Below are 22,092 nucleotides of genomic sequence, written 5' to 3'. Positions count from 1 at the left end.
GGCAAATTCGGAGGCGACGGGACGATTCCGCCGCCCTCATCTCGAATTTGTGCTAACGAATAACGATACCAACTGCTCACAGGCGCTGGTCAGGTCGTCGTTCACGATCACGGTGTCGAACTCGTCACATGCGGCGAGTTCGGTCCTCGCGGTCTGCAGCCGACGCTCGATGACCTCGGGCGATTCGGTGCCGCGACCGGTCAGCCGGGCGACGAGTTCGTCCCAGCTCGGTGGCGCGAGGAAGACCAGAAGGGCCTCCGGCATGGTGGTGCGGATCTGCCGCGCCCCCGCCAGGTCGACCTCCACGAGCACGGGCAGATTGGCGGCGAGCGCCGCCCGTACGGGTGCGGCCGGGGTGCCGGACCGCTGCAGGCCGCCGTGAATGTCGGCCCACTCGAGCAATTCCCCCTGTTCGATCATGGCGTCGAACTCGGCCCTGGTCACGAACCGGTAGTCCCGGCCGTCGACCTCCCCGGGCCGCGGGGCCCGGGTGGTGGCCGACACACTGAAAACCAGGTCGGGCAGCCGCTCGCGGACACAGCGGACCACGGTGGACTTGCCGACGGCCGAGGGGCCGACCAGTACTACCAGCCGACCCTTCTGCGAATGCTCGACCACCCTCGGATCAGGCTTGGTCGAACTTCGCCAGCAACGCCTTGCGCTGGCGGTCGCCCAGACCGCGCAGGCGGCGCGTCGGAGCGATCTCCAGCTCGGTCATGATCTCCGCCGCCTTGACCTTGCCGACCTTGGGCAGGGCCTCCAGCAGCGCCGACACCTTCATCTTGCCCAGGACCTCGTCGGTCTCGGCATCCTTCAGGACCGTCTTCAGGTCGGTGCCGCCACGCTTCAAGCGCTCCTTGAGCTCTGCCCGAGCGCGGCGAGCGGCAGCCGCCTTCTCCAAAGCAGCGGCGCGCTGCTCGTCAGTCAGCTGGGGAAGGGCCACGGTTCCTCCGTCTCATCGTTCATTGCTTAATCTCCCGCCGGTAACCCGGCGGTCTGTGCGACCGTACCCACGCGGCGTGCCGATTGCGAACCCACCCCCCAGGTCAGCGCGGGATTCGGGCAGGGTGGCGGGCACCCGGGCGGACCTTCGCGCACACTCGAGCCGCTAGCGCAGATCCTACCGCCGGATCCGCTCGCAGCCGCGTGGCCTGCGGTTATACGGTCGGCTACCGGGCACCTGACCGATTGGGCGAGTGACCGAAGCGGTCGTAATCGGCCCGTTATCGCGCGACCAGGACTTTTCTCGATTTTTCGGCGTGTCGCACGTTTTCATGCCTGCGTGTCGCGGTTCGAGGCACCTGATTCGGGTCACGAGAGCGGTACCGGCATCCGGTCCGGAGGCCGCGCGCCACGGCCTCCGCGGGGCGCTGACAGCGGAAAACACAGGGGTGTGATTCCCGGACGGCCACGAGGGCCGGGAGCGGCAGCGGGCCCATCCGGGCAAACAGACCAGTTTCGTCGGTATCCGCGGCGGCCGCCACCGCCCGGATCTCCGATGTGCGGGGAGCCCGGGACGGCGGCGGCTCAGGCCTGAAGGAACGCGAAATCGTCGCGCAGCCGCTCGAGCCGCTCACGCAGGGCCGAGACGTCCGGCCCGGCCCGCAACAGTTCGCGCGACACGTTCGGCAGCACCGCGGCGTGGCTGCCCGCCGGAATCAGGGCGCGGACCGACTCCGGTCCCCCGCCCTGCGCGCCCACGCCCGGCATCAGGATCGGACCGTTGAGCAGGGACAGATTCGGGATCTCGGTCAGCGTGGCGCCCACGACGACTCCAACCGAGCCGAAGGCGGCGCCCACGTTGCGCACCGCGACGTCGTCGACCATGCCCTGGGCGACGGTCCGGCCGTCGGCGGTGACGGTGCGCTGCAGACCGGCGGCCTCCGGATTGGAGGTGGCCGCCAGCACGAACAGGCCGCGGCGGTTCATCTCGGCCAGCTCCAATGCCGGTGCGAGCGAACCGAATCCGAGATACGGCGACACCGTGACGGCATCGCTGCCCAGCGGTCCGTCACCGAGCCAGGCCGCGGCGTAGGCGGCCATGGTGGAGCCGATGTCGCCGCGCTTGGCGTCGGCGAGCACCAGCGTGCCGGAGTCGCGCAGCGCGGCGATGGTGTCCTCGAGCACCATGAAACCGCCGGAGCCGTACGCCTCGAAGAACGCCACCTGCGGCTTCACCAGGGCCACCCGGCCCGCGAAGGCGTCCACGCACGCGTCGGCGAACCGTTTCAGGCCGTCGATGTCCTCCGACAGCTCCCAGTCCCGCAGCAACTGCGGGTGCGGGTCGATGCCGACACACAACGGCCCGTGCTGCCGCATCTCGTGCCGCAGCCGCGCGCCGAACGACGTCATCGGTGGGCTGCGGCGAGCCGCGCGCCCGGTGGCACGTCGGCGACCGCGCCGAGGCCCGGCACACCGGCGAACGCCTCGGGAACTCCGGCGAGCCGGGCCTCGGGGGCCGTGCCGGAGCCCGCCAGCTCCCGGTCCGCGGCCGCCAGCTCCCGGTCGATGGCGGCGAGTTCGCGGTCGATCGCCGCCAGCTCGCGCTCGGTCGCCGTGAGCTCCGGCTCGGCCGCCGGCTTGCGGTCGATGGGCGGCGTCGCGCGGAAGCCGACGGTGCTGTAACCGCCCACCTTCCGCATCGGCCGGACATCCCCGCCGCCGGGCGGGGCCACCACGGCGCCGTCGATCGCGCGGCGCCGCGGCTTCACTCGTCCAGCGCCTACCGGTCGCGGTCCCGCGCCAAACCCGATGGTTCCCACCGTATCGTCTCCTTCAGTCAGCCCCGAAGTACGGCGTGCAACTCTTGCAGCGAGCGCACCCCGATACCGCCGTTGATCGTTGCCTCGATACCCTGCACGGCCGCGGCCGCACCCTGCACCGTCGTAATACACGGAATGCTCACACCCACCGCTGCGCTGCGGATCTCGTATCCGTCGACGCGCGGCCCCGAATTGCCGTACGGGGTATTGAACACGATGTCGATCTCACCATCCTTGATGTGGTCGACGATCGTCGGCTCGCCCGACGGCCCCGGCTCGGAGTGCTTGCGCACCGGCTCGCACGGAATTCCGTTGCGCCGCAACATCTCCGCCGTGCCGTCGGTGGCGAGGATGCGGAAGCCGAGGTCGTGCAGCCGCTTCACCGGGAACACCATCGCCCGCTTGTCGCGGTTGGCGATGGAGACGAACACGGTGCCCGCGACCGGCAGCGACCCGTAGGCCGCGGCCTGGCTCTTGGCGAAGGCGGTGCCGAAGTCGGCGTCGATGCCCATCACCTCGCCGGTGGACTTCATCTCCGGCGACAGCAGCGAGTCGATGCCGGTGCCGTCGGGGCGGCGGAACCGGTGGAACGGCAGCACCGCCTCCTTGACCGCGACGGGCGCGTCCAGCGGCGCGTGCCCGCCGTCGCCCTCGGCGGGCAGCATGCCCTCCTTTCGCAGTTCGGCGATGGTGGCGCCGAGCATGATTCGCGCCGCGGCCTTGGCCAGCGGCACCGCCGTCGCCTTGGACACGAACGGAACCGTCCGGCTCGCACGGGGATTGGCCTCGAGGACGTAGAGCACGTCGTCCTTGAGCGCGTACTGCACGTTGAGCAGGCCGCGCACGCCGATACCCTGGGCCAGGGCCGCGGTGGAGCGGCGGACGGCCTCGATGTCGCTGCGGCCCAGCGTGATCGGCGGCAACGCGCACGCCGAGTCACCGGAATGGATACCGGCCTCCTCGATGTGCTCCATCACGCCGCCCAGGTAGACCTCCTCGCCGTCGCACAGGGCGTCGACGTCGATCTCGATGGCGTCCTCCAGGAACCGGTCCACCAGTACCGGATGCTCCGGGCTCAGCTCGGTGGCGCGGGAGATGTAACCCTCCAGCGAGGTCTCGTCGTAGACGATCTCCATGCCGCGCCCGCCGAGCACGTAGGACGGGCGGACCAGCACCGGGTAACCGATCTCGGCGGCGATCTCCTTGGCCTGCCCGAAGGTGGTGGCGGTGCCGTACTTCGGCGCCGGCAGCCCGGCCGCGACCAGCACGTCACCGAACTCCCCGCGGTCCTCGGCCAGATCGATGGCGGCCGCGGAGGTGCCGACCACGGGGACCCCGGCGTCGGTGAGCCGCTGCGCCAGGCCCAGCGGGGTCTGCCCGCCCAGCTGCACGATGACGCCCGCGACCGTGCCGGATTCACGTTCGGCGTGATACACCTCGAGGACGTCCTCGAAGGTGAGCGGCTCGAAGTAGAGGCGATCGGCGGTGTCGTAGTCGGTGGAGACGGTCTCCGGATTGCAGTTGACCATCACCGTCTCGTACCCGGCCGCGGACAGGGTCTGGGCGGCGTGCACGCAGGAGTAGTCGAACTCGATGCCCTGGCCGATGCGGTTGGGGCCGGAGCCGAGGATGATCACCTTGTCGCGCTCGGGCTGCGGCGCCACCTCGGATTCCGCCGCCGGGTCCAGCTCGTAGCTGGAGTAGTGGTACGGCGTCTTGGCCTCGAACTCCGCGGCGCAGGTGTCGACGGTCTTGTACACCGGGCGCACGCCGAGGCGGTGGCGCAGTTCGCGCACGCCGGTCTCACCGGCCAGCTCCGGGCGCAGCGCGGCGAGCTGACGGTCGGACAGCCCGTAGTGCTTGGCCCGGCGCAGCAGCCGCTCGTCGAGGACCGGCGCGGCGAGGATGTCGATGCGCAGGTCCACCAGGGCGGCGACCTCGGCCACGAACCACGGGTCGATCCCCGAGGCGGCGGCGACGTCTTCGATGGTCGCGCCCAGCCGCAGCGCCCGCTCGACCTGATAGATGCGGCCCTCGGTGGGTGTCCGCAGGTCTTCCAGAATCGCCGCGGGATCGGTCCATTCACCGTCGGGCAGGGTCCAGAAGCCGGTGGCCTTGGTCTCCAGCGAGCGCAGCACCTTGCCCAGCGCCTCGGCGAAGTTGCGGCCCAGGCTCATCGCCTCGCCGACCGACTTCATGGTGGTGGTCAGCGTCGGATCGGCGCCCGGGAACTTCTCGAACGCGAACCGCGGCGCCTTCACGACCACGTAGTCCAGCGTGGGCTCGAAGCAGGCCGGGGTCTCCTTGGTGATGTCGTTGACGATCTCGTCGAGGGTGTAGCCGATGGCCAGCTTGGCGGCGATCTTGGCGATCGGGAACCCGGTCGCCTTGGAGGCCAGCGCCGATGAGCGCGAGACACGCGGGTTCATCTCGATGACGATCAGGCGGCCGTCGGCGGGGTTGACCGCGAACTGGATGTTGCAGCCGCCGGTGTCGACGCCGACCTCGCGCAGGATGGCGATGCCGAGATCGCGCATCTTCTGATACTCGCGGTCGGTCAGCGTCATCGCGGGCGCGACGGTCATCGAGTCGCCGGTGTGCACGCCCATCGGGTCGACGTTCTCGATGGAACAGACCACCACGACATTGTCGCGACCGTCGCGCATCAACTCGAGCTCGAATTCCTTCCAGCCCAGGATGGATTCCTCGATGAGCACGTTGGCCGTCGGGGACGCGGCGAGGCCGCCGCCGGCGATGCGGTCGAGGTCCTCGTCGTTGTAGGCCATGCCCGAGCCCAGCCCGCCCATGGTGAACGACGGCCGTACCACCACCGGGAAGCCCAGGTCCGCCACGGTGTCGCGGACCTCGTCCATGGTGTAGCAGACCTTGGAGCGCGCGGACTCGCCGCCGACCTCGGCGACGATGTCCTTGAACTTCTGCCGGTCCTCACCGCGCTGGATGGCTTCGAAGTCGGCGCCGATCAGCTCGACGCCGTACTTCTCCAGTACGCCGCGCTCGTGCAGCGCGACCGCGGTGTTGAGCGCGGTCTGGCCACCCAGCGTCGCGAGAATCGCGTCGGGGCGCTCCTTGTCGATGACCTTCTCGACGAATTCGGGCGTGATGGGCTCCACGTAGGTGGAGTCGGCGAACTCCGGGTCGGTCATGATGGTGGCCGGATTGGAGTTGACCAGCGAGACGCGCAGGCCCTCCGACCGCAGCACCCGGCACGCCTGGGTGCCGGAGTAGTCGAACTCGCAGGCCTGGCCGATCACGATCGGGCCCGAGCCGATCACCAGGATGTGGCGTAGATCCTCGCGGCGGGGCATCAGGCTCCTTCCATGAGACCGGCGAAACGGTCGAAGAGATAAGCGGCATCATGGGGCCCGGCGGCGGCTTCCGGGTGGTACTGCACGGAGAAGGCGCGGCCGTCCACCAGCCGCACGCCCTCGACGGTGCCGTCGTTGGCGCAGGTGTGGCTGACCTCCGCGGCGCCGAACGGGGTGTCGAAACGCTGCCCGGCCTCGCCTTCCAGCGCGAATCCGTGGTTCTGCGCGGTGATCGAGACCTGCCCGGTGGCGTGGTCGACGACCGGCACGTTGATGCCGCGGTGGCCGAACTTCATCTTGTAGGTGCCCAGGCCCAGCGCGCGGCCCAGGATCTGATTGCCGAAGCAGATGCCGAACAGCGGAATCCCTTCGCCCAGAATGGCTTTGGTGAGATCCACGGCGTCGTCCTGCGTGGCCGGATCGCCGGGGCCGTTGGACAGGAACACACCGTCGGGCCGCAGCTCCCTGATCCGGTCCACAGTGACGCTCGACGGCACCACGTGCACCCGCATCCCGCGCTGGGCGAACATGCGCGGCGTGTTGGTCTTGATCCCCAGGTCGACCGCGACCACGGTGAACCGGTGCTCGGCAGTACCTTTCCCACCCACCGCCCCGCCGGCTTCGATCGTGTAGACGTCGTCGGTGCTGACCTCGCCGGCCAGGTCGGCGCCCAGCATCGAGGGCTGCCCGGTGACCCGGCCCAGCAACTCGTCCACCGCGGCGTCGGCGGCCGGGCCGGAGAAGATGCCCGCCTTCATCGAGCCGCGGGTGCGCAGGTGGCGGACCAGCGCGCGGGTGTCGATGCCCGCGATGCCGACCACGTTCTGGCGGCGCAGTTCCTCGGGCAGCGAAGTGGTGGCCCGCCAGTTGGAGACCCGGCGGGCGGGGTCGCGCACGGCGTACCCGGCCACCCAGATCTTCTTCGACTCGTCGTCCTCGTCGTTCCAGCCGGTGTTGCCGATCTGCGGCGCCGTCGCCACCACGATCTGCCGGTGGTAGCTCGGATCGGTCAGCGTCTCCTGGTATCCCGTCATCGCGGTGCAGAACACCGCCTCGCCCAGCGTCTCGCCCTCGGCGCCGAAGGCCGAGCCGCGGAACACCCGGCCGTCCTCCAGCACCATCACCGCGTTGTTCACGTGTTCTCGTCTCCCGTCATCGTGCCGGTCGCGCCCTTCGTCCAGGCCGGATACACCGTCTTGTCGTCACCGCGGAACCCGGTGTCCACCTCGGTGCCGGTCGGCAGCGTCCAGCGAATTACCAGCACACCATCTTCCGTCATTACCTTGCCCGCGTGCCCGCGTTCGGTGCGGACCGCCGTGACCGATTCCTGCGGAATCCAGATCGCGGCCGCGCCGTCGCGCTCGAGCAGGATGCCCCGCTCGAACCGGGTCAGCTCCGCCGTGGCGCGGAAACCCAGGTCGCCGACCGTGATCCGCTGGATCCAGCTCGGCGCCAGCGTGCTGCCGAGGTAGAGCCCCGTGGTCGGTTCCAGCAGCTGCGCCCCGAGGTCGGCGGGCACCGCGGGCAGGTCCCCGATCGAGGACGCCTGCCGCCGCGCCTTGCCCTGCCACGCCCGGTACATCAGCCACAGGCACAGCAGGAACAGCGCCAGAAACGCCAGCACCCACAGCGTTCGCTCCATCTAGGGTCTCCCCACCGCTTTGCCGTCGCGGGCGGTGATCCGGCCGCGCAGGAACGTCGCCGTCACCCGCGCGGGCAGGGTCATCGCCTCGTACGGCGTGTTCTTGGAAATGCTCGCCAGCTCCGTCGCCCGCACCGTCCACGAGGTGTCCGGGTCGACCAGCGCCAGGTTCGCCGGTTCGCCTACCGCGAGCGGCCGGCCCTGATCGTCGAGTCCCGCGATCCGCGCGGGGTTCTCGCTCAGCACGCGGGCGATGCCGCGCCAGTCCAGCAGGCCGGGCTCGAGCATCGTCGCGACCACGATCGACAGCGCGGTCTCCAGCCCGAGCATGCCGGGCCGGGCCGCGGCGAATTCGCAGCACTTGTCCTGCTCGGCGTGCGGGGCGTGGTCGGTGGCGACGCAGTCGATCACGCCGTCGGCCAGCGCCTGCCGCAGCGCGGCCGCGTCGGAGGGCTCGCGCAGCGGCGGGTTCACCCGGTTCACCGCGTCGTAGGTCTCCAACCGGGAGTCGTCGAGCAGCAGATGGTGCGGGGTCACCTCGGCGGTGATCGAAATGCCTTGGCCCTTCGCCCATTTCAGCAATTCGACGGTGCCCGCGGTGGAGGCGTGGCAGATGTGCACGCGGGCGCCGGCGTCGCGGGCCAGCAGCGCGTCACGGGCCACGATCGACTCCTCCGCGGCGCGCGGCCACCCGGCCAGGCCGAGCCGGGCCGCGGTCGGGCCCTCGTGCGCCACCGCGCCGTCGGTCAGCCGTGGCTCCTCCGCGTGCTGGGCGATGAGCACGCCCAGCGAGTTCGCGTACTCCAGGGCGCGGCGCATGATCAGCGGATCGTGGACGCAGTGGCCGTCGTCGGAGAAGATCCGCACCCCGGCCTCGCCCGCGGCCATGGTGCCCATCTCGGCGAGCTGCTTGCCGCGCAGGCCGACCGTGACCGCGCCGACCGGATACACGTCGACCAGGCCGATCTCCTGCCCGCGCCGCCGCACGTGGTCGGTGACCACGGCGGTGTCGGCGACCGGGTCGGTGTTGGCCATCGCGAACACGGCGGTGTAGCCGCCCAGCGCGGCGGCGGCGGACCCGGACTCGATGGTCTCGGTGTCCTCGCGGCCGGGCTCGCGCAGGTGTGTGTGCAGATCCACGAAGCCAGGCAGCAGGAATTGACCGGTGCCGTCGACGGTCTCGGTGCCGGTGCCGGCCACGGCCAGATCCGTTCCGATCTCCCGGATCTCGCCATCGGCCAGCAGCACGTCCACCGGATCGCCCGCGCCGTAGAGGCGCACATTCTTGATCAGCACGTTGCTCATCCTCATGCCACCGCCTCCCCTGCTCCGATCAGCAGGCGGAACAGCACCGCCATCCGCATATGCACTCCATTTGTAACCTGTTGCAGCACAGCGGCTTTCGGTGAGTCCGCCACCGATGCCGCGATTTCCATGCCGCGCAGCATCGGTCCCGGATGCAACACCACCGCGTGGTCGTCGAGCAGTGCCATCCGCCGCTCGTTCAGCCCGTAGTGGATCGAGTACTCGCGTGCCGAGGGGAAGAATCCGCCGTTCATCCGTTCCGCCTGCACGCGCAGCATCATCACGGCGTCCGCGCCGGGCAGTTCGGCGTCCAGCGCATGCGAGACCCGTACCGGCCACCCGTCCACGCCGACGGGCAGCAGCGTGCGCGGCGCCACCAGCACCACGTCGGCACCGAGGATGCTCAGCAGGAACGCGTTGGACCGCGCGACCCGGCTGTGCAGGATGTCGCCCACGATCACGACACGCTTGCCCTCCAGGGTACCGAGCCGCTGCCGCAGGGTCAGCGCATCCAGCAATGCCTGGGTGGGATGTTCGTGCATGCCGTCCCCGGCGTTGATCACCGCGGGCCCGGGACCGGCGAAACCGCCCGCGCCCGCGTTCATCTCACCGAACCAGCGGGCGATCTGATGGGCCGCGCCGGAGGCCGGGTGCCGCACGATGAGCGCGTCGGCGCCCGCGGCGTGCAGGGTCAGCGCGGTGTCGCGCAGCGATTCGCCCTTGGACACCGACGAACTCGACGCGCTGACGTTGATCACGTCGGCGCTCATCCATTTCCCCGCGACCTCGAACGACACCCGGGTGCGGGTGGAGTTCTCGAAGAAGACCGTCATCACGGTGCGCCCGCGCAGCGTCGGCAGCTTGCGCACCTCGCGGCCCAGCAGCGCCTGCTCGAAACGCTGGGCGTCGTCCAGCAGTTCGGTGGCCGCGGCCCGGTCCAGGTCGGTGACCGACAGCAGATGCCTCACCGGCCGACCCCCTGATGCAGGTACACGCCGTCGTGGCCGTCGTGTTCGGTCAACAGCACGGAGATGTCCTCACTGCGGGAGGTGGGCACGTTCTTCCCGACGTAGTCGGCGCGGATGGGCAGTTCGCGGTGGCCGCGGTCGATCAGCACGGCCAGCTGCACCGCGCGCGGGCGGCCGAGATCGCGCAGGCCGTCGAGGGCCGAGCGCACGCTGCGGCCGGAGAACAGGACGTCGTCGACGAGCACCACCAGCGTGTCCTCGATACCGCCCTCGGGCACCGAGGTCCGCTCCAGCGGGCGGTGCGGCCGATTGCGCAGGTCGTCGCGGTAGAGGGTGATGTCCAGCGAACCCAGCGCCGGGCGCACGCCGGAGAATTCCTCGATCCGGTCGGTGAGCCGCGCGGCGAGAGTGGTCCCGCGAGTGGGGATTCCGATCAGCACCACCCGGGGCACATCGGGGTCCGCGGAATCGAGGGCGGTCTTCTCGATGATCTGATGAGCCATGCGCGCGATGGTGCGACCGACATCCCGCGCCGACAGCAGCTCGCGGCCGGCGCGAACCCATTCGGGATCGTGCCGCTGCGAATACTCGGCAGCGTTCGACCTGGCCGCGCTGTCTTCGGGCACAGGCATGCCGACCTCCTTCCCCGCCTCGCAGGACGGTCCGTTAAAGGATGTCTTTCGACCAGTGAGCCTAGCAGCGCGCCCGCAAACGCCGGTCATCGGGGGTGCCGCTGTGAGCGCCACCACCTGCACGGATGCCCGCGCATGGCGGTCCGCGCCGCACGGGCGGCCGCCGGCGGCGCGGCCCGCGAACACCGGGACAATCGTTCATACGGCGTATACCCGAACTGGAACCTGTGTCATGCTCGTGTGGTGAGCAACGATGCCGACTTCACCGAACCGCGCCGCCTCACCTTCCGCGGCCACGGCGGAATCCGGCTCGCGGGCGAGGGTTGGGGCCCCGACGACGGCCCCCTCGCGGTATTCCTGCACGGCGGCGGACAGACCCGGCATTCCTGGAAGGACTCCGGCGCGGCGCTGGCGAAGGTCGGGCTGCGCGCGGTGCTGCTGGACGCGCGCGGGCACGGCGAGAGCGACTGGGCGCCCGACGCCGACTACTCCCGCGAGGCCATGACGGCCGACCTGCTCGGCATCCTCGCCGAACTCGGCCGGCCCGCGGTCCTGGTGGGCGCGAGCATGGGCGGGCTGACCAGCCTGCTGGCCACCGCCCGGCCCGGCAGCGAACTGATCGCCGGGTTGGTCCTGGTCGATGTGGTGCCGCGCCCGGAACACAAAGGCGTGGAACGGGTCCTGAAGTTCCTGAGCGGACATCCCGAGGGCTTCGCGACCCTGGACGAGGCGGCCGACGCCGTGGCCGAGTACCTGCCGCACCGCACCCGGCCGCGCACCGCCGACGGCCTGCGCCGCAATCTGCGCAAGCGCGCGGACGGCCGCTGGTACTGGCACTGGGATCCGGCGATGATGTCCGGCCGGGGCGAGGACATCGAACTGCACACCGCCGTGCTCGAGGAGGCCGCCCGGCAGCTGACGATGCCCGTGCTGCTGGTGCGCGGACGGCTCTCGGACGTGGTGAGCGAGCAGGGCGTGGCCGAGTTCCGCCGCCTGGTCCCGCACCTCGAGTACGTCGAGATCCGCGGCGCCGCGCACACCGCCGCCAGCGACGTCAACGATCAATTCACCGACGCCGTGGTCGATTTCGTGCGGGCCCACCAACCCGGCGCCTGAGTTCGTCAGCGCCGCAACGGAATTACTGGCGGTAGGTGGCGAGGAAGCGGCCGATGCGCTCGATGATCGCTTCCAGTTCGTCGGCGTGCGGCAGCGTGACGATCCGGAAGTGGTCCGGGCGCCCCCAGCTGAAACCGGTGCCCTGCACGATGTGCAGCTTCTCCTGCAGCAGCAGGTCCAGCACGAATCGCTCGTCGTCGTGGATCGGGTACATGTCGAGGTCGATGCGGGGGAAGGCGTAGAGCGCGCCCTGGGGCCGCACACACGACACGCCGGGAATGGCGTTGAGGGCCTCCCACGCGCGGTCGCGCTGCTCGCGCAGCCGCCCGCCGGGCAGGGTCAGGTCGTAGATGCTCTGATGGCCGCCCAGCGCGGCCTGAATCGCCTGCTGCGCAGGGACATTCGCGCACAGGCGCAGACCGGCGAGCATGGTCAGGCCCTCCAGGTAGCTCTCCGCGTGCTGTGTCGGGCCCGAGACCACCAGCCAGCCGGAGCGGAATCCCGCGCAGCGGTAGGTCTTCGACAGACCGGAGAAGGTCAGGCACAGCAGGTCGGGGGCGAGCGCGGCGGTGGACACGTGCCGCAGGTCGTCGTAGAGGATCTTGTCGTAGATCTCGTCGGAGAACACCACCAGGTGGTGGCGGCGGGCGACCTCGAGGAGCTGCCGCAGCACCTCGGGCGGGTACACCGCGCCGGTGGGGTTGTTCGGGTTGATGACGACGATCGCGCGGGTGCGGTCGGTGATCTTCGCCTCGATGTCGGCGATATCCGGGTACCACTCCGAGGACTCGTCGCACACGTAGTGCACGGGACGGCCGCCGTTGAGGGTGGTCGCGGCAGTCCAGAGCGGGAAATCCGGTGCGGGAACGAGAACTTCGTCGCCGGTCTCGAGCAGTGCCGTCATGGCCATCATGATCAGTTCGGAGACGCCGTTGCCGAGGAAGACCTCCTCGACGTCGACATCGGCCACGCCGAGGGTCTGGTAGTACTGCACCACCGCGCGCCGCGCCGACAGCAGGCCCTTGGACGTGCAGTAGCCGCTGGAGGCCGGCAGGTTGCGGACGATGTCCTGCAGTATCTCCGCGGGCGCCTCGAACCCGAACAGCAGCGGATTGCCGGTATTGAGCTTCACCACGTGATGCCCCTCGGCCTCCAGCCGTGCCGCCTGCTCGGCCACCGGTCCGCGGATTTCGTACGAGACCCCCGACAGCTTGCTCGACTGCTTGACCTGCATGAACATCCCTTCTCGCAACGACTTCCGCTCACTGTACTTGGAATCTCCAAGTATGCACTTGGATTTTCCAAGCGGCCGGATAGAGTGGGATCGTGCCACGTCGAAGCTACGACCACTACTGCGCCGCGAGCCGAGCCCTGGATGTGGTGGGCGATCGCTGGAGCCTGCTGGTGGTCCGGGAACTCTGCCCGGGTCCGCGCCGCTACAGCGACCTGTTCGCCGATCTGCCCGGAATCAGCACCGACGTCCTGGCCGCCCGGCTCAAGGATCTCGAACGCGACGGCATCCTGACCCGCCAGCGCGTCGGGCCGCGCGCGACGACCGCGCTCTACGAACTCACGCCCGCCGGGGCGGCGCTGCGGCCGGTGCTGGAGGCGCTGTCGGACTGGGGCGCGGGGCTGCTCGGTGAACGCCGTCCCACCGATGCCGTGCGCGCGCACTGGTTCGCGCTGCCGCTCGGGCGGGCCGTCGCACAGCGGATCACCGCCGGTACCGTCACCGTGCACGTCGGTGAGACCGTGTTCCATCTCGTGGTGGACGACACCGGGGTCACGCACCACGACGGCCCGGCCGCCGCACCCGATCTGGAGCTGCGGCTGGACCTGGCCGCCGCCACCGCTGTCGCCACGGGGTCGCGGTCGCTCGCCGAGGCGGCGCCGGGCGTCTCGTGGCCGTGAGCCGCCGGTGAATCAGTCGCCGATCGCCTCCGTGCGCGTATCCGGCCAGCTCACCGGTGACGGGCCGAACATGTTGTGCGCGTTGGTGATCACGTTGCGGGCCAGGGCGCGGTTTCCGGCCGCGCCGATCACCGCGCCGAGTCCGACGGGCAGCGTCTTGCCGAACAGGAGCACGCCGCGCTTGGCGATGAACTGCACGATGAAGCGCCGCGCCAGGGAGTTGTCGATGGACCGCACCACCGGCAGCTTGTCCGCGACCGCGCTCGCCCAGTCCTTGGCCGACTCGCCTGCCCGCTTGCCCAGCAGTTCCGCGCCGCTCTCCCCGACCACGACCCCGACGACCAGGGCGCGCCGCTGCCGCGGCGACATCGATTCGAGGCCGTACAGCGCGCCGGTCGACAGCGCGTAGAACGCCGATGCCTCCAGGAAGAACGCCGATTCGATACCGCTGACCGCCAAGCCGATCAGCGTGCCGATACCGGGGACCACGGCGCTCAGGCCCGCCGCCGTGCCGCTGGCCGTCACCAGCAGCAGGTACCGCGACTCCAGGCCGCGCGCCAGATCCTCGGGCGAGTAGCCCGGGTGGCGGTGGCGCAGCCGTTCCACATACCGCATCGCCAGTGGCGCCTGCGCCCCGGTGCCACCGCGCAGCACCAGCTCGACCGATTTCTGTAGCGCGCGCTCGAACATCCGGGAAACCCCTTTCGTCGGCTGGCCCGAGGATACGAGTAAGGCATACCCCGTTCCGTGCATCGACACGGGTTCGGGAATTCGGGGAAGAGCCGATGCGGCTGCCGGGCCTAGACGACCTTGGCGCCGATCAGCAGTTTCCAGATCTCGCCCTGATCGATGACCTCGACGCCGAGCTTCTCCGCCTTGGTCAGTTTGCTGTCGCCGACTCCGGCGCCGGTGATGAGCATGTCGGTGTTCGCGGAGACCGAGGATGCCGTTGTCGCGCCCGCTCTCTCGCACAGGCGCTGGAATGTCGGGCGGGCGACCTTCTCGCCGGAGCGCGGGTCGCTGATCGCGCCGGTGATCACCACCGTCTTGCCCGCGAGCGGCGCACCGGCCGCGACGACCGGCGGCAGGTCCTCCTCCCGAACGTCCAGCGAGACTCCCGCCTCGCGCAATCGCCGCAGTTCGGGGCGCAGGCGCGTGAGGTGCTCGACGAGGGAGGCGGCGACCTTCGGCCCGATGTCCTCCACGGCCACCAGCCGTTCCTCCCCCGCGTCGGCGACCTCCTCCAGCGAGCGGAACCCCGCGCGGGCCAGGCGGGCGGCGGTGCCGTCGGAGGCCATGGGGATGGCCAGGCCGATCAGCGCGCGGCGCAGCCCGACCCCGCGGCTGCCCTCGATCGACTCGATCATGCGGGCGGCCGAGACCTCACCGATGCGATCGAACTCGAGCAGGCGCTCCTTGGTCAGCGTGTAGAAGTCCGACGGGCGTTCCAGCAGGCCCGCCTCGGCCAGGCGTTCGATCCACACCTGGCCGATGGCATCGATGTCCGCCGCCGCCCGCGATGCCCAGTGGATCAATCTCCGCACCGTCTGGGCGGGGCAGGAAACGTTGGTACAGAACAACTCTCGGCTGTTGCCCTGCTCGGTGACCGGCTGCGCGCAGGACGGGCAGGCGGTGGGCGGCACGATCTCGCGCTCCGCGCCGGTGCGGCGGGAGGCGTCGAGCACCCCGGCCACGAACGGAATCACGTCGCCCGCGCGGCGCACCAGCACGGTGTCACCGATCTTGATGTCGCGGGCGCGGATCACCTCCTGGTTGGCGAGCGTGGCCCGCGTGACCGTCGTGCCGCCCACGAACACCGGCTCCAGCCAGGCGACCGGGACGATCTTGCCCGTCTTGCCGACATCCCAGACCACGTCGGCCAGCAGCGTGGTCTTCTCCTCGGCCGCGAACTTGAACGCCAGCGCGCCGCGCGGCGAGTTCGACCGGGTGCCCGCCGCGGCGTAGGCGTCGCGGTCGGCCAGCCGCAGCACCGCGCCGTCGAGGTCGTAGTCCAGCGCGTTGCGGCCCTGCTCGATCGCGGTGATCGCCGCCTGGGCCTGTTCGGCGTCGGCGCAGTGCCGCATCTGCGCCCCGGCGATGCCCAGGGCCGCCAGTCCTTCTTCCAGATCGACCGCGGCGTCGCCGGCCGAGGTGTCGAGGTCGAAGCCGAAGAAGCGCAACCGCCGCTCGGCGACCGTGGCCGGGTCCTTCGCCCGCAGCGTGCCCGCCGCGGCGTTGCGCGGATTGATCAGCGGTTTGTCCGGATGGGCGGTGTTGTAGGCCGCGAAGGTCGAGCGCAGCATCACCGCCTCGCCCCGCACCTCCACCCGCGCCGGGACATCGATCCGCTCGGGCACGCCGTCGACCAGCGCGCGGACCAGCATGGTCACGTCGTCGCCGGTGGTGCCGTCGCCGCGGGTCACCGCCCGTACCAGCCGCCCGTCCTCGTAGATCAGGGCCAGCGACAGTCCGTCGAGTTTCGGCATCACCACCACCGACTGGCCGGGAAAGCGGTCGAAGAACGCCGCGACCTGCTCCGGCTTGGTCGCCTTCTCCAGCGACAGCATCGGGCGCGAATGCCGGATCGGGGCGTGCAGCACCGCCGGCGCGCCGACCTGCTCCAGCGGATTCGGGTCCGGCGCCAGCTGCGGATTCGCCTCGATCAAGCCGCGCAGCTCGTCCTCGATGGCGTCGTACTCGGCGTCGGCCACCAGCGGCGAGCCCTGATAGTAAGCCTCGCGCAGCGCCACGATGCGGTCCGCGAGCTCCTCGATGCGTTCCCCAGCTTCCACAGCCCTCGACGCTACCGAAACCCACCGACATCCAGCGCGAACGGCACCCGCGGGTCCACCACCGCGGCAGATCTCCCTCGCCGCGCACACCGGCGGTCCGGCAGCCAGCAGGACCTCCTGTCACTTTCAGCATATAGCGGGGCGGGGGGCTTGCGGCAAGGCCCCGGTCGTGCTCCAGAATTACCCGGCCGGAAGCCCTAACCTGCGGAAATGGGAGTTGCTGAGTGCGTGTGCTGTTGACGACGTGGGTGTCGCGCGGGGATGTCGAGCCGCTGGGGGGGCTCGCGGTGGCGCTGCGGGAACTGGGCGCCCGAGCGCGGGTGTGCGCCCCGCCCGACGAGGAGTTCGCGAGGTTGCTGGAGCGAGCCGGGGTGCCGCTGATACCGCTCGGCCCGACGGTGCACTCGATCGTCGCCAATCCGTCGCCGCCGACGGCGCAGGACGCGTTCCGGCTCGCTCCCGCACTGGTCGCCGCCAGGTTCGACACGCTCACGGCGGCGGCCGAGGGCTGCGACGCACTGCTGGCGACCGGCCTGATGCCGGCGGGCGCTCGGGACGTGGCCGAGAAACTCGGCATCCACTACGTGCTCGCGTGTTTCCACCTCCTCGGCTTGCCGTCGCGGCATTTCCCGCCGGGGCGACGCCCGGGCACGCCGTCCCCGCAGGACGAGACCGACATCCGGGCGCTGTGGAAACAGGACGCCGAACGGGTGAACGCGCTGTACGGCGAGGCGCTCAACAGCCATCGGGCCGCGATCGGCCTGCCGCCGGTGGCCAACGTCCGCGACCACGTCCTCACCGATCGGCCCTGGCTGGCGGCGGACCCGACGCTGTGCCCGTCGCAGGGCCGGACCGATCTCGATGTCGTGCAGACCGGGGCGTGGATCCTGCCCGACGACCGGCCACTTCCCGAGGAGCTCACGGCGTTCCTGGACGCGGGCGCGCCGCCGGTGTACGTGGGGTTCGGCAGCATGGCCGCCTACGCCCCGACGGACATCGCCCGGGTGGCGATCGAGGCGATCCGCGCGCAGGGACGACGCGTCCTGCTCGCCTGCGGCTGGGCCGAGCTGGCGCCGATCGACGATGCCGCCGACTGCTTCACCGTCGGCGAGGTCAACCAGCAGGCACTGTTCGGCAGGGTGGCCGCCGTCGTCCATCACGGCGGCGCGGGCACCACCACGACGGCGGCGCGAGCCGGCGCGCCCCAAGTGGTCGTGCCGCGGATCGCGGACCAGCCGTCCTGGGCCGCCCGCGTCGCGGAGCTGGGAATCGGTGCGGCACACCACAACTCGACACCGACCGTCGAATCCCTGTCCGCCGCGCTCCGCACGGCCCTGACTCCCGACACCCGGCAGCGCGCCCGGACCGTGGCAGACGCGATCCGACCCGACGGCGCGACGGTGGCGGCGACATTGCTCCTCGAGGAAGCCGCCCGCGATCGCCACGCTTGAACATATGTTCGATAGTACGTAGATTCGTCCCCATGTCTACACCGCTGCAGGGTTCGCTACTGGACGGATTCGGCGAGACGGAGCTCGGGTCGCTGGCCGGGTTGCGGCGCACGGTGCTGGGCGACGGCGCGTGGGTGGATGTGCTGCCGGGCTGGTTGCGCGGGGCCGACCAGTTGTTCGTGACGCTGGCGGCGCGGGTGCCGTGGCGGGCGGATCGGCGCCAGATGTACGACCGGGTGGTGGACGTCCCGCGGCTGCTGCGCTTCTACGGCGAGTCCGAGCCACTGCCCGACCCGGTCCTGGACCAGGCGCGCGACGTGCTCAGTGCCCATTACCTCGGCGAGCTCGGCGAGCCGTTTCGCACCGCGGGCCTGTGCTACTACCGCGACGGCAACGACAGTGTCGCCTGGCACGGCGACACGTCCGGACGGGGTGCGACACACGACACGATGGTGGCCATCGTGTCGGTCGGCGCGGCGCGAGCGCTGCACCTGCGTCCGCGCGGGGGCGGCGCGAGCGTGCGCTACCAGCTCGGCCACGGCGACCTCATCGTGATGGGCGGTTCCTGCCAGCGCACCTGGGAACATGCCGTGCTCAAGACCCGGCGGCCGGTGGGACCGCGCATCAGCGTCCAGTTCCGGCCGCGCGGCGTGCGATGACCACCCGGAGTTCAGCCGACGGCCGCCCTGACGCAAGGGATCGATAAGGGTATCCGTCGGACCGGCCCGATACATTGGCTTCATGAATACAGTTGGGGCGGGAATCCTCTCGGTGATGCCGCTGCACACGATCTCCGACGTGCACGGGGAGGTCGGGCTGCGCCGGCGCATGGAGCTCGAGACCGAGAAACTGCCCGAGCCCGAACGGGTTACGGCGGCCCTGCGCCTGGCCTCGGATCTGCATCGGGAGGACCGCTACGGCCGCGAGCCCTACGTCAGCCACCTGCTGCGTGTGGCGATCCGGATCGTCAGCCACTACGAGGTCCGCGACACCGACGTGGTGATCGCCGGCCTGCTGCACGACGCGGTGGAGGACCACGGACCCGAATTGGCCGGTACCCGAACCGGTTCGGTGCCCGATGCCGCGCTGTCGGCGATCGCCGAGAGCTTCGGCGCCCGGGTGGCGGCACTGGTCGCCGCCGTCACCAACCCGCCGTTCGATCCGGCGATGGACCGGCACACGCAGTATCGCGAGCACGTATCCAGCAGTCTGGCCCGCAATCCCTGGGCGCGGGTGGTGAAGATTTCCGACTTCACCGACAACGGCGTCGGCATCCTGTACGCCACCGGTCCCGTGATGCACAAACTGGCAACGAAGTACCGCCCGCTCACCGCCGTCTACCGCGAACTGGTGACGCGCCCCGACACCCCCTTGGCCGACCACGTGAAGGACCACATTCTCGACCAATTGGACCGGGCGGACGAAAGATTCGACGCCATCCTCGACCGCGACTGACCCGCCCGGCCCGAGCCGGTCAGGAGTGGTCGCGGCGCAGCACGAAGAAGTACGGGTCGGTCATGCCGCGCAGGTCCATCACGCCCAGCAGCGTCTCGTCGTCGACCAGCCGGAAGATGTCGATGATCGGCAGATGGTCGTAGATCATCGCGGCACTGACCTTGCCGCGGAACTCCAGGTCGCGCAGCCGGGCGCGCGGCGTCGGCGTGCGCAGCGCCGGACGCAGCACGGGTAGCAGGCGGCGCACCGCCCGGATACCGGCCGTGGGCACCCGGCCCACCAGACCCAGCGGCACCCGGCGCGGATCGACCGGGAACAGCGCCCCGGCCGCGGTCGCGAACACCAGTGGCTGCACCTCGTCGGGACCGTCGAATTGCTTTCCGTACCAGCCGGATTCGACCAGGGCGCCCGCCCACGGATGCCCGGTGTCCAGCTCGTCTCCGCGCCAGCGGCCGGTCGTGACCTCGTCGACCCGGACCGTGGGCAGACTGTCGAACAGCTCCCAGGCCTGCTCGGGCGTGCAGCCGCCCCGGCTCAGCTCGCGCAACCGCACCGCGGGCGTGTCGACGTCTGCCATCCCGTCCTCCTCGACCTCGAGAGCAATAGATGCTTCGAGCCTCACACTATCGCAGGCCGCTCGGTCGGCGTGACCGAGGCCACGTCCGGGACCACTGGACCTCGAGTGCACTCGAGGGGCCAGCATTGTCGGCACGAGCGGGCGATCCGCTCGGCGCCCCCGCCGGCCCACGTACACCCACGGCGGGGGCGCACTCGTCCGCGGCTCGCACCGGCCACTCGTGACTAGGCTGGCCGTGTGCAAACCAGCCTTCTTCCGCACGTTGCCGCCGCCAACGACCTGACCCGCCGCTGGTGCGACGCGGCGGGCACCGGCGATTTCGTGCTGTCCGGGTGCGGCGTGTGGCCACTGCTCGGCGTGCTGGCGACGGCCGCGAACGAGCCCGCGCGCACGGAACTGGCCGCGGCCGTAGGGCTTTCGGCCGAGGACGCGCAGGAGTCCGCGCTGCGACTGCTGGCGGAACTCGCCGGCGCCGAGACCGTCGCGGGCGCGCTCGGGGTGTGGGTTCGCCAGGACATCGCACTGCGTGAGCGGTGGACGCGGTCGCTGCCCGAGGGCGTGGTCGGCAAGCTCACCGGGCAGGCGGCGCTCGACTCCTGGGCCGACCGGCACACCGGCGGGCTGATCGACCGGTTCCCGCTGTCGGTCGACGCCGACACGCTGCTCGTCCTCGCCACCGCGATCGTCGCCCGCACGTCGTGGCTGCAACCCTTCCACGACGATGTACTGGAGCCGGAGACCGGTCCTTGGCGCGGGCACCGCGGACCCGGCCTGTCCCGGTTCTCCCACGAACTCGGCGACGCGGCCCTACTGGACGGAGCCGAACCGGTGACGCGCGTCGTGGTGCGCGGGATCCGCGACCTGGACGTACATCTCCTGCTGGGCGACGGCACCCCCGGCGAGACGCTGGCCACCGGGCTCGGCGCGCTGGGCGGGTCGGTAGCGGCGCGGACCCACCTTCCGGTCGGCACGTCGGGGCCGGGCCTGGTCGTGCGGGAGACCCGCGCGGTGGCGGACACGCTACGAATCCAGCTGCCGCCCTTCCGCATTCGCTCCGGTCACCACCTGCTCGCGCACAGCGAGCTGTTCGGGCTGGGTACGGCCACCGACGGACGCGCGGACCGCTTTCCGGCCATCTCCGACACGCCGCTGTACATCGCGGACGCCGCACAGGACGCGCTCGCCAGGTTCACCCGCGAGGGATTCGAGGCCGCCGCCGTCACCGCTGTCACACTGGCGCGCGCCGCCCTGCCGCGCCCGCGCCGCGTTCTCGAGATCGCGGCGACCTTCGACCGGCCGTTCGGGTTCCTCGCGGTGCACCGGCCGACCGGACTGGTGATCGTCGCGGGCTGGGTCGCGGAGCCGCCGCTGGAAGACCCGGGATCGCTCAGCCGGTGATGTTCCATTCGTAGACGGTCAGCTCCGACGCACCCGAGGTGTGAATGGGGTCGGTGCGGACCAGTTCCCTTGCGGCGTCGAGGTTTTCGGCGAGGAGCACGTAGGCGCCGCCCGAACCGCCGGTGAAGCCGCCGCTGCAGTCCAGCTGCCCGGCGGCGCGGATTCCGGCCAGCCATTCGCGGTGCGGGCCCGCGACGGCGTCGTCCCAGCGCGCGGTGCGCATGGCCAGTACGAGGTACTTGCGCACTAGGCGCCGCCGTCCGTCCGGGGCGACCGGGTGGCCGCCGCGGCCGCACGGACCTGCGGCGCCACCTGCACCACCTGGCCGAGCACGCCGTTGACGAAACTCGGCGAGTCGTCGGTGGACAGCTCCTTCGCCAGTTCCACGGCCTCGTCCACGGCTACCACGGGTGGCACGTCGGTGGCGTGGAACAACTCCCACACCGCCACCCGCAGGATGGCGCGGTCCACGGCGGGCAGCCGTTCCAGCGTCCAGTCCTGCAGGTAGGACTCGATGGTGCCGTCCACCCGGTCGAGATCGTCGGCGACGCCCTCGACCAGGGTGCCGGTGTACGGGTTCACCGGCGCGACCGACTCGTCGCCCACGGCCAGCTGCGTACGCTCGGCGAGCAGCTCGGCCGGGTCGATATCGCGGGCCTCGGCCTCGAACAGCAGGTCCACCGCGCGGCGGCGGGCCTTGTGCCGGGCGCCCAGCTTCTTGTACGAGGACTTCCGGTCTCCGGCCTGATCGGTCACA

At 70.7% G+C, this 22,092-nt stretch carries 22 protein-coding genes; 6 read left to right on the top strand and 16 right to left on the bottom strand.

Features of this window, described 5'->3' with window-relative positions; genetic code table 11:
- Positions 1–36: 36 nt before the first annotated feature.
- The 10 genes from gmk to pyrR form a co-directional block, all read right to left on the bottom strand.
- Entirely contained in the window at positions 37–618 is a 582-nt protein-coding gene (gene gmk, locus NWFMUON74_RS14995; RefSeq protein ID WP_187688400.1) for a guanylate kinase, read from the bottom strand.
- Between the two features lie 7 nt (positions 619–625).
- Entirely contained in the window at positions 626–943 is a 318-nt protein-coding gene (gene mihF / locus NWFMUON74_RS14990; protein WP_040748769.1) for an integration host factor, actinobacterial type, read from the bottom strand.
- A gap of 584 nt (positions 944–1,527) precedes the next feature.
- Positions 1,528–2,352, bottom strand: coding sequence for an orotidine-5'-phosphate decarboxylase (gene pyrF / locus NWFMUON74_RS14985; RefSeq protein ID WP_187688399.1), 825 nt, complete (start codon positions 2,350–2,352; stop codon positions 1,528–1,530).
- The gene (locus NWFMUON74_RS14980; protein ID WP_187688398.1) at positions 2,349–2,711 is read right to left on the bottom strand and encodes a hypothetical protein; all 363 of its coding nucleotides are present in this window, start codon (positions 2,709–2,711) and stop codon (positions 2,349–2,351) included. The genes pyrF and NWFMUON74_RS14980 overlap by 4 nt, the downstream gene beginning before the upstream one ends.
- A gap of 68 nt (positions 2,712–2,779) precedes the next feature.
- Positions 2,780–6,088, bottom strand: a complete 3,309-nt coding sequence (gene carB / locus NWFMUON74_RS14975; protein WP_187688397.1) for a carbamoyl-phosphate synthase large subunit — start codon at positions 6,086–6,088, stop codon at positions 2,780–2,782.
- Positions 6,088–7,209, bottom strand: coding sequence for a glutamine-hydrolyzing carbamoyl-phosphate synthase small subunit (carA, locus tag NWFMUON74_RS14970; RefSeq protein WP_187689167.1), 1,122 nt, complete (start codon positions 7,207–7,209; stop codon positions 6,088–6,090). Before carA ends, carB begins: the two co-directional genes overlap by 1 nt.
- Before the next feature lie 11 nt (positions 7,210–7,220).
- On the bottom strand, positions 7,221–7,730 hold the full coding sequence (locus tag NWFMUON74_RS14965; protein ID WP_187688396.1) for a PH-like domain-containing protein: 510 nt from the start codon (positions 7,728–7,730) through the stop codon (positions 7,221–7,223).
- Positions 7,731–9,035 carry a dihydroorotase gene (locus tag NWFMUON74_RS14960; RefSeq protein WP_187689166.1) on the bottom strand — a complete coding sequence of 435 codons (1,305 nt, stop codon included), beginning with the start codon at positions 9,033–9,035 and terminating at the stop codon, positions 7,731–7,733. It abuts the gene before it with no gap.
- Positions 9,036–9,037: 2 nt separating this feature from the next.
- Positions 9,038–10,003: an aspartate carbamoyltransferase catalytic subunit gene (locus NWFMUON74_RS14955; RefSeq protein WP_187688395.1), complete on the bottom strand. Its 966-nt coding sequence runs from the start codon at positions 10,001–10,003 to the stop codon at positions 9,038–9,040.
- Positions 10,000–10,635, bottom strand: coding sequence for a bifunctional pyr operon transcriptional regulator/uracil phosphoribosyltransferase PyrR (gene pyrR, locus NWFMUON74_RS14950; RefSeq protein ID WP_187688394.1), 636 nt, complete (start codon positions 10,633–10,635; stop codon positions 10,000–10,002). The genes NWFMUON74_RS14955 and pyrR overlap by 4 nt, the downstream gene beginning before the upstream one ends.
- Before the next feature lie 243 nt (positions 10,636–10,878).
- Here pyrR and NWFMUON74_RS14945 point away from each other — a divergent pair, with 243 nt between their 5' ends.
- Entirely contained in the window at positions 10,879–11,751 is an 873-nt protein-coding gene (locus NWFMUON74_RS14945; RefSeq protein ID WP_232111028.1) for an alpha/beta fold hydrolase, read from the top strand.
- Positions 11,752–11,773: 22 nt separating this feature from the next.
- Here the strand turns inward: NWFMUON74_RS14945 and NWFMUON74_RS14940 are convergent, their stop codons facing one another.
- Entirely contained in the window at positions 11,774–12,985 is a 1,212-nt protein-coding gene (locus NWFMUON74_RS14940) for a pyridoxal phosphate-dependent aminotransferase (protein ID WP_187688392.1), read from the bottom strand.
- A gap of 92 nt (positions 12,986–13,077) precedes the next feature.
- Between NWFMUON74_RS14940 and NWFMUON74_RS14935 the strand changes: the two genes are divergently transcribed.
- Positions 13,078–13,662 carry a winged helix-turn-helix transcriptional regulator gene (locus tag NWFMUON74_RS14935; RefSeq protein WP_187688391.1) on the top strand — a complete coding sequence of 195 codons (585 nt, stop codon included), beginning with the start codon at positions 13,078–13,080 and terminating at the stop codon, positions 13,660–13,662.
- Between the two features lie 12 nt (positions 13,663–13,674).
- Here the strand turns inward: NWFMUON74_RS14935 and NWFMUON74_RS14930 are convergent, their stop codons facing one another.
- Positions 13,675–14,352: a hypothetical protein gene (locus NWFMUON74_RS14930; RefSeq protein ID WP_187688390.1), complete on the bottom strand. Its 678-nt coding sequence runs from the start codon at positions 14,350–14,352 to the stop codon at positions 13,675–13,677.
- A 110-nt stretch (positions 14,353–14,462) separates the two neighbouring features.
- The gene (ligA, locus tag NWFMUON74_RS14925; RefSeq protein ID WP_187688389.1) at positions 14,463–16,454 is read right to left on the bottom strand and encodes an NAD-dependent DNA ligase LigA; all 1,992 of its coding nucleotides are present in this window, start codon (positions 16,452–16,454) and stop codon (positions 14,463–14,465) included.
- Positions 16,455–16,678: 224 nt separating this feature from the next.
- Between ligA and NWFMUON74_RS14920 the strand changes: the two genes are divergently transcribed.
- The 3 genes from NWFMUON74_RS14920 (at position 16,679) to NWFMUON74_RS14910 (ending at position 19,360) form a co-directional block, all read left to right on the top strand.
- Positions 16,679–17,905 (top strand): glycosyltransferase, encoded by a 1,227-nt coding sequence (locus tag NWFMUON74_RS14920; RefSeq protein WP_187688388.1) that lies wholly within the window; start codon positions 16,679–16,681, stop codon positions 17,903–17,905.
- 32 nt (positions 17,906–17,937) lie between these two features.
- Complete coding sequence (locus tag NWFMUON74_RS14915) at positions 17,938–18,564, top strand: alpha-ketoglutarate-dependent dioxygenase AlkB (protein WP_187688387.1); 627 nt, start codon at positions 17,938–17,940, stop codon at positions 18,562–18,564.
- A gap of 82 nt (positions 18,565–18,646) precedes the next feature.
- Entirely contained in the window at positions 18,647–19,360 is a 714-nt protein-coding gene (locus NWFMUON74_RS14910; protein WP_187688386.1) for an HD domain-containing protein, read from the top strand.
- A 19-nt stretch (positions 19,361–19,379) separates the two neighbouring features.
- On the opposite strand, the gene NWFMUON74_RS14905 is transcribed toward NWFMUON74_RS14910, so the two are convergent.
- On the bottom strand, positions 19,380–19,937 hold the full coding sequence (locus NWFMUON74_RS14905; RefSeq protein WP_187688385.1) for a DUF4334 domain-containing protein: 558 nt from the start codon (positions 19,935–19,937) through the stop codon (positions 19,380–19,382).
- A 237-nt stretch (positions 19,938–20,174) separates the two neighbouring features.
- On the opposite strand from NWFMUON74_RS14905, the gene NWFMUON74_RS14900 reads away from it, so the two are divergent.
- A complete protein-coding gene (locus tag NWFMUON74_RS14900; protein WP_187688384.1) occupies positions 20,175–21,335 on the top strand; it encodes a serpin family protein in 1,161 nt (386 codons plus the stop codon).
- On the opposite strand, the gene NWFMUON74_RS14895 is transcribed toward NWFMUON74_RS14900, so the two are convergent.
- Both NWFMUON74_RS14895 and nusB read right to left on the bottom strand, forming a co-directional pair.
- A complete protein-coding gene (locus NWFMUON74_RS14895; protein ID WP_187688383.1) occupies positions 21,325–21,582 on the bottom strand; it encodes a YciI family protein in 258 nt (85 codons plus the stop codon). The two genes, NWFMUON74_RS14900 and NWFMUON74_RS14895, sit on opposite strands and share 11 nt — an antisense overlap.
- Positions 21,582–22,091: a transcription antitermination factor NusB gene (gene nusB, locus NWFMUON74_RS14890; protein WP_187688382.1), complete on the bottom strand. Its 510-nt coding sequence runs from the start codon at positions 22,089–22,091 to the stop codon at positions 21,582–21,584. Before nusB ends, NWFMUON74_RS14895 begins: the two co-directional genes overlap by 1 nt.
- Position 22,092: the final 1 nt, after the last annotated feature.

Source organism: Nocardia wallacei, from assembly GCF_014466955.1.
Lineage (GTDB): Bacteria > Actinomycetota > Actinomycetes > Mycobacteriales > Mycobacteriaceae > Nocardia > Nocardia wallacei.
The sequence above is the reverse complement of the archived record's forward strand: the minus strand, read 5'-3'. Positions and strand labels throughout refer to the sequence as shown.

Coding starts and splice junctions, on each gene's coding strand:
- pyrF (WP_187688399.1), bottom strand. CDS start 2,352: ATGACGTCGTTCGGCGCGCGGCTGCGGCACGAGATGCGGCAGCACGGG.
- carB (WP_187688397.1), bottom strand. CDS start 6,088: ATGCCCCGCCGCGAGGATCTACGCCACATCCTGGTGATCGGCTCGGGC.
- carA (WP_187689167.1), bottom strand. CDS start 7,209: ATGGTGCTGGAGGACGGCCGGGTGTTCCGCGGCTCGGCCTTCGGCGCC.
- NWFMUON74_RS14965 (WP_187688396.1), bottom strand. CDS start 7,730: ATGGAGCGAACGCTGTGGGTGCTGGCGTTTCTGGCGCTGTTCCTGCTG.
- NWFMUON74_RS14960 (WP_187689166.1), bottom strand. CDS start 9,035: ATGAGCAACGTGCTGATCAAGAATGTGCGCCTCTACGGCGCGGGCGAT.
- pyrR (WP_187688394.1), bottom strand. CDS start 10,635: ATGCCTGTGCCCGAAGACAGCGCGGCCAGGTCGAACGCTGCCGAGTAT.
- NWFMUON74_RS14940 (WP_187688392.1), bottom strand. CDS start 12,985: ATGCAGGTCAAGCAGTCGAGCAAGCTGTCGGGGGTCTCGTACGAAATC.
- NWFMUON74_RS14930 (WP_187688390.1), bottom strand. CDS start 14,352: ATGTTCGAGCGCGCGCTACAGAAATCGGTCGAGCTGGTGCTGCGCGGT.
- NWFMUON74_RS14915 (WP_187688387.1), top strand. CDS start 17,938: ATGTCTACACCGCTGCAGGGTTCGCTACTGGACGGATTCGGCGAGACG.
- NWFMUON74_RS14910 (WP_187688386.1), top strand. CDS start 18,647: ATGAATACAGTTGGGGCGGGAATCCTCTCGGTGATGCCGCTGCACACG.
- NWFMUON74_RS14905 (WP_187688385.1), bottom strand. CDS start 19,937: ATGGCAGACGTCGACACGCCCGCGGTGCGGTTGCGCGAGCTGAGCCGG.